This is a genomic window from Luteitalea sp., from assembly GCF_044337415.1.
Lineage (GTDB): Bacteria > Acidobacteriota > Vicinamibacteria > Vicinamibacterales > Vicinamibacteraceae > Luteitalea.
Map to the genome: position 1 here is coordinate 1 of NZ_JBIINP010000222.1, position 6,139 is coordinate 6,139.

7 protein-coding genes are annotated in these 6,139 nt (G+C 71.1%); all 7 read right to left on the reverse strand.

Going from position 1 to position 6,139, the window contains the following annotated elements:
• Positions 1–56 precede the first annotated feature (56 nt).
• Entirely contained in the window at positions 57–929 is an 873-nt protein-coding gene (locus tag ACIRDX_RS19435; protein WP_396627094.1) for a hypothetical protein, read from the reverse strand.
• A 51-nt stretch (positions 930–980) separates the two neighbouring features.
• Positions 981–2,306: an RIP metalloprotease RseP gene (gene rseP, locus ACIRDX_RS19440; protein WP_396627095.1), complete on the reverse strand. Its 1,326-nt coding sequence runs from the start codon at positions 2,304–2,306 to the stop codon at positions 981–983.
• Positions 2,303–3,499: a 1-deoxy-D-xylulose-5-phosphate reductoisomerase gene (locus ACIRDX_RS19445; RefSeq protein WP_396627096.1), complete on the reverse strand. Its 1,197-nt coding sequence runs from the start codon at positions 3,497–3,499 to the stop codon at positions 2,303–2,305. The genes rseP and ACIRDX_RS19445 overlap by 4 nt, the downstream gene beginning before the upstream one ends.
• A complete protein-coding gene (locus tag ACIRDX_RS19450; RefSeq protein ID WP_396627097.1) occupies positions 3,496–4,299 on the reverse strand; it encodes a phosphatidate cytidylyltransferase in 804 nt (267 codons plus the stop codon). Before ACIRDX_RS19450 ends, ACIRDX_RS19445 begins: the two co-directional genes overlap by 4 nt.
• Positions 4,296–5,093, reverse strand: a complete 798-nt coding sequence (locus tag ACIRDX_RS19455; RefSeq protein ID WP_396627098.1) for an isoprenyl transferase — start codon at positions 5,091–5,093, stop codon at positions 4,296–4,298. The genes ACIRDX_RS19450 and ACIRDX_RS19455 overlap by 4 nt, the downstream gene beginning before the upstream one ends.
• Positions 5,094–5,108: 15 nt before the next feature.
• Positions 5,109–5,492, reverse strand: coding sequence for a hypothetical protein (locus ACIRDX_RS19460; protein ID WP_396627099.1), 384 nt, complete (start codon positions 5,490–5,492; stop codon positions 5,109–5,111).
• Positions 5,493–5,636: 144 nt separating this feature from the next.
• Positions 5,637–6,139: tRNA pseudouridine synthase A (locus ACIRDX_RS19465; RefSeq protein ID WP_396627100.1), on the reverse strand; the 503-nt coding region annotated here is incomplete at its 5' end.

The following is a 6,139-nucleotide window of genomic DNA, read 5'->3' on the forward strand; positions in this document are numbered from 1 at the left end:
GTGTGCGAGCCGCTGCCATGCCCCCGACATTGCGGCATCGCGGCATCGCAGCATTCTCAACGCCGCTCCGGTCCCTGCGCGCCGTCGAGCGCCACCGGTGCGTCGAAGCGGACGCGCAGCACGGTGCCGGCCGCGACCTTGACGTTGGTGCCCGGTAACGCCAGCAGCGACCCGCCGCCGCCGACAGCGATGCCGACCAGCGCCCCCTGGAATCCCCCGAGGATGCCGCCGATGATCGCGCCGGCCGCCGCACCCGTCGTCATCTTCCCGCCCTCGCCCTTGATGCCCGGCCCCTCGAGCGCCTGCGTCACCGAGGCGCGGATGCGGTAGGTGTTGCCGCCCACCGTCATCTGGTCGAACGCGAGCGTGAGGCTGCCCCGACGATCGATGCGCGAGGCGCGCTCGACACCGCTGACCACACCGCGGAGCACGGATCCGGCAGGCACGAGCAGCGTGCTGCCCTGGTAGAGATCGACCAGCGTGGTGGCCTCGAAGCGGTCCTCGACCTCGGCCGTCTGCGAACTGAGCGGCACCTGCAGGCGAGCATCGAGTTCCTGGCCGACGCCAATCTCGCCGGCCCGCGCCATGGGCGCCGCGGCCGTGAGGGCGGTGCCCGACGCCTCCCGCTCGATGGCGGTGATCCGGTCGCGCACGGCGGCGACCTCCGCCGCTGGCAGCGCGTTCTCCCGGCGCAGCTTCACGCGCAGGTAGGTCACGTCCTCGCGCAGCAGTTGCAGGTCGCGCGTGAGCGTCGCGGCCCTGGTCGCGTCGGTGTCGCGCAGCCGCTCGACCCGCTGCTCGGCCGAGCTCAGCTGCGCCTGGAGGGCGTCGAGGTCGGCCGACGTGGCCCCCGCCTGCGCGAGGGCCGCGGCGGGCAGCCAGAGCGTCAGCAGCAGCGCGCGCAGGGCGCGCGTCGTGAGGATCGTCATGGGCAGTTTGACGCGCAATCGCGCCCGCTGGACGAACCCGCCGGGGCGGGATCAGCTACGCCTGAGCAACCGACTCAGCCATTCCACGCGGCTGAGGTCGTTGTAGATGACCGTCACCATCAACAGCATCAGCACCGCGAACCCGGCCATCAGCATCCGCTCCTTGACGCGCATGCTGAAGTCGCGGCGGGCGAGGCCCTCGATGGCCAGGATGGTGATGTGGCCGCCATCGAGGATCGGGATCGGCATCAGGTTCAGCAGGCCCAGGTTCAGGCTCACCATCGCCATCGTCCCGAACAGGGCGGCCCAGCCGATCGAGGCCGCGCCACCGGCGACTTCGGCGATCCCGAGCGGCCCCATGAGCTGCTTGGGCGACGTCTCGGCCGTGAACAGCCCGGCGAGCATCTCGCCGATCATCGCCGTCCACTCCCAGTTCTGCTTGAGGCTCAGGCCGATGGCCTGCACGAAGCCCGGCTGCGTCGTGACCGTCTCGAAGGGGCTGAGATTGATGCCCAGGCGGCCGACGCCGCCCTGATCGCGCGGCGTCGCGGACACCTCGATGCGCGCGCCATCCCGCACCACGCCCAGCGTCACGGGCTGCCCGGCGCGCTTGCTGATCTCGCCGATCATCTGCTGCAGCGTGAAGCCCGTGGTGTCGGTCCCGTTGAACGAGACGATGACGTCCTTCGGCTTCAGGCCCGCCGCTTCGGCGGCGCTGCCCGGCTGCACCTGCACCACTTCCGGGTGCACGGACGGCGAGATGCCGAGGTCGCCGATCTCGTACTTGGTCTGCGCCTCGGGCACCACGGTGAGCTGCTGCCGCTGCCCGTCGCGGCTGATCACGATGGGGACCTCGCGATTGGCGCGAGGCACCACGCGCATCTGCAGGCCCTGCCACGTGGTCACGTCCTTGTCGGCGAACGCGAGGATGACGTCGCCGGCGCGGATGCCGGCCTTCTCGGCGGGCGATCCCGGCAGCACGCGCCCCACGACGGGCGTCCGCTGCTCGTAGGCCGGCTCGGTGGCGCCGTTCCAGATGACGAAGGTCATCAACCCGACGGCCAGCAGCAGGTTCATGAGCGGCCCGGCAATCAGGATCTGGAACCGCTGCCACTTCGTCTTGGACAGGAACTCGTCGGGCGCGCCCTGGCGGGGGTCGTCTGGCGTCTCGCCGGCCATCTTCACGTACCCGCCGAGCGGAATCGCGCTGATGCAGTACTCGGTGCCGCCGCGCACGACCTTCAGGAGCTTCGGCCCGAAGCCGAGCGAGAAGGTGAGCACCCGCACGCCGTTCCAGCGCGCAAGCAGGAAATGTCCCAGTTCGTGCACGAACACGAGCACGCCCAGGACGAACAGGAACGCCCACAGATTGGTCACGCGATGAGGCCTCGTCCGGATTCTATCGTGCCGACCCGCGCCGCGGCCCGCTGCCGCGCCCACGCATCGACGTCACGGATGGCCGCGAGCGACGTGGCGTCGAGCGTCCGTCCGGACGCCTCCTCGAGCACCTCGCCCACGGTGGCGGCAATCCCCGTGAAGGGCAACTGCCCCTCCAGGAATGACGCTACGGCGATTTCATTGGCCGCGTTCAACACCACCGGCGCCGCCCCGCCGGCCCGCAAGGCCTCGTAGGCGAACCGCAGGCAGGGGAACCGGTCGAGATCCGGCGCCTCGAATCGGAGGTCCAGCCCCGCGCGCCAGTCGAGGCGCGGCACCGGGCTCGGCCAGCGCTCCGGCCAGGTGAACGCATACTGGATCGGCAGCTTCATGTCGGTGACGCCGAGCTGCGCCAGCAGCGAGCCGTCCTCGAACTCGACCATCGAGTGCACCACCGACTGCGGGTGGATGACCACGTCGATGCGATCGGCCGGCATGTCGAACAGCCAGCGCGCCTCGATCACCTCGAGGCCCTTGTTCATCATCGTCGCCGAGTCGACAGTGATCTTCCGCCCCATCTTCCAGGTGGGATGGCTGAGCGCGTCGGCCGCGGTGACCCGGGCCAGCGCCTCGAGGGGCGTGGTGCGGAACGGGCCGCCCGACGCCGTCAGCACCAGGCGCCGCACGTGCGCGCGGGGGTGCCCCGCGAGGCATTGATGGATGGCATTGTGCTCGCTGTCGACGGGCAGGACCTCCACCCCCCGGGCGCGCGCCGCGGCCATCACCAGGGCGCCGGCCATCACCAGCACTTCCTTGTTGGCGAGCGCGATGCGCTTGCCCGCCTCGATGGCGGCCAGCACCGCCTCGAGCGCCTCGGTCCCGGAGCAGGCGCACAACACCACGTCGACGTCGGGGTGCGTGGCCACCGCCACCAGACCCTCGCGGCCGACGGCCCACTCGCTCACACCCGCCGCTGCCTCCGCCGAGAGCGACTCCCGCACGCGGCGCAGCGCCGTGTCGCCCGCCATGCCGATCACGCGCGGCCGCAGGCGCTCGGCCTGCGCCACCATGGCGTCGGCGTTGCCGCCCGCCGCCAGGCCCACCACCTCGAGTTTCCCGGGGTGGGCGGCGACGACGTCGAGGGCGCTGACACCGATCGAGCCGGTGCTGCCGAGGATGGCGAGGCGGGTCATCCGCGCGTGGCGACCGGCCAGAGCCATTGCAGCGCCACGTAGTACAGCGGCATCGTGAACAGCAGCGCGTCGATGCGATCGAGCATGCCGCCGTGGCCCGGAATCAGGTTGGACGAGTCCTTCACGTCGGCGCTGCGCTTCAGCATCGACTCGAACAGGTCGCCGGCGATGCCGACGATCGCCACGGCCACGCCGAGCAACGCGAGCTGCCACGCCGGCAGGCCGGGCAGCCAGAGGCGGCCGAAGCCCGCCATCACGACGGCGCCCGTGATGAGGCCGCCGATGGCGCCCTCACGCGTCTTCTTGGGGCTCAGCGCCAGCGCGAGCGGGGCCCGCCCGAACGTGCGGCCGGCGTAGTACTGCCCGGTGTCGCTGCCGATCTGCGTGAGGAAGAGGGTCATCAGCGCGGGCGCCCCGTAGGCCTCGCGCACCAGCGGCACCGTCGCGACCCCCATGCCGAGGTAGACGACCGGGAAGAGCATGGCCGCCGCCACCGCCACCGCCTGATCGGGCACGCGACCGCGCAGCACCAGCGCGCCGCCGACGACCACGGCCGACACCAGCAGCAGGTGCGTGGCCGCCGCCGGCAGGAACAGCAGCACCACGTACATGGCCACCGACAGCACGGCCCCCACGCGAGGCACGACGTCGAGCCCGCCGAGCCGCACGAGGTTGTCGTACTCGCGCAACGACAGGACGAGCGCCACGCCCGCGAAGATCTGCGTGCCCCAGGGCGGCAGGAACCAGAAGACGCCGACGATGAGGGCCAGCAGCACGAGGCCGCTGATGACGCGCGTCACCGGCCTGCTGCCACCGGGTGCGCCGGCGTCGCGGCGATCCCCCCGTAGCGCCGCTCGCGGCGCTGGTAGTCGAGCAGCGCCTCGAAGAGGTGGGTGCGGCGGAAGTCGGGCCAGAACGTGTCGGTAACGTAGATCTCGCTGTACGCGATCTGCCAGAGCAGGAAGTTGCTCACCCGCAGCTCGCCCGACGTGCGGATCAGGAGATCGGGATCGGGCTGGCCCGCCGTGTAGAGCAGCTGCGAGAAGCGCGCTTCGTCGATCTCCTCGGGCCGCAGGCCATCGGCCAGCGCCGTCCGGACGGCGTCGACGATCTCGGCGCGCCCGCCGTAGTTCAGCGCGATGGTGAGCACGGTGCCGGTGTTCCGGCTGGTGCGCTCCATCGCCACGTGGAGCTCGTGCTGCACGTCGGGGGCGAGTTCCTGGGTGCGGCCGATGACCTCGAGCCTGATGTCGTTGGCCAGCAACGTCTCGAGCTCGGACCGGAGGTACCGCTTGAGCAACGTCATCAGCGTCGCCACCTCGGACGCCGGACGCTTCCAGTTCTCCACCGAGAACGCGTACAGGGTGATGTACTTGAGGCCGAGGCGGGCGGAGGTCTCGATCACTTCGCGCACGGCCCGGGTGCCCGCGCGGTGTCCCTCGACGCGCGGCAGGTGCCGGCGCCCAGCCCAGCGGCCGTTGCCGTCCATGATCACGGCGACGTGAGTCGGAAGCCGGTCGAAGTCCAGTTTCCGGACCAGTGCTTCATCCGGGGAGCCTGGAGTCAGCCAGCTCAGCAGTTCATCGAGCGCCATGGACCGGGGAACATTCTACTCCCCGGCCCACATTAATGCTGCGATGCCGCGATGCCGGGAATGGCGAAGGTTGGCATTCAGGGCGCAGCAACGCCGCCGGCGACGGGCTTCGTTCGAATGCCGGAAATGCCGGGGATGGGAAAGGGCCTCCGACATTCCGGCATCGCGGCATCGCGGCATTACTCGCCCGGGGTACTGCGCCGCCATCAGCATCAGGCCTTGCGGTGGGGCATTCGGCCACGCTTCACCCCGTGGCGTGCCGGCGAGGGCCCGGACCATGTGGCGCAGGAACCCGTCGCCCTCGATGTCGAACTCCACGAGCCGCTCCTGCGCGCCCAGCCCCAGCCCGAGGTCCTCGGGGAGACGCACACCCAGGTCCACGCCCGTGAAGGTTGGCATTCAGGGCGCAGCAACGCCGCCGGCGACAGGCTTCGTTCGAATGCTGGAAATGCTGGGGATGGCGACCGCCACAGGGGTAGGGCGCGGTCTCCGACCGCGCCGCTGGCGGACGTCATGACCAACGGCGGGGTGGGACATCCCGCCCTACCTGTACTGCACCGACATCAGCGTCAGGCCCTGCGGTGGGGCATTCGGCCCCGCTTCGCCCCGTGGCGCCCCGGCGAGGAGCCGGTCCATGTCGTCCACCTCGCGACGCCGCTGGCCAATCTCCAGCAGCGTGCCGGCGAGGGCCCGGACCATGTGCCGCAGGAACCCGTCGCCCTCGATGTCGAACTCCACGAGCCGCTCCTGCGCGTCCAGCCGCAGCCCGAGGTCCTCGGGGGGACGCACGCCCAGGTCCACCCCGGTGATCGTCCGCACGGTCGTCGACACGGGCGAGCCGGTGGACTGGAACGCGGCGAAGTCGTGGGTGCCCACGAGGCGGGCGGCGGCAGCAGCCATCCGGCCCAGGTCGACAGGCGGCGACACCAGGCAGGTGGTGCGGGCCAGCAGCGGGTGCCCCGTGCGGCTCACGAGCCAGCTGTACCGGTAGGCCTTGCCGACCGCCGAGAACCGGGCGTGGAAGTCGTCGGGCACCACGACCGCGG

Coding starts and splice junctions, on each gene's coding strand:
- ACIRDX_RS19455 (WP_396627098.1), bottom strand. CDS start 5,093: ATGGCGCTCGATGAACTGCTGAGCTGGCTGACTCCAGGCTCCCCGGAT.
- ACIRDX_RS19435 (WP_396627094.1), bottom strand. CDS start 929: ATGACGATCCTCACGACGCGCGCCCTGCGCGCGCTGCTGCTGACGCTC.
- ACIRDX_RS19445 (WP_396627096.1), bottom strand. CDS start 3,499: ATGACCCGCCTCGCCATCCTCGGCAGCACCGGCTCGATCGGTGTCAGC.
- ACIRDX_RS19460 (WP_396627099.1), bottom strand. CDS start 5,492: ATGCCAACCTTCACGGGCGTGGACCTGGGTGTGCGTCTCCCCGAGGAC.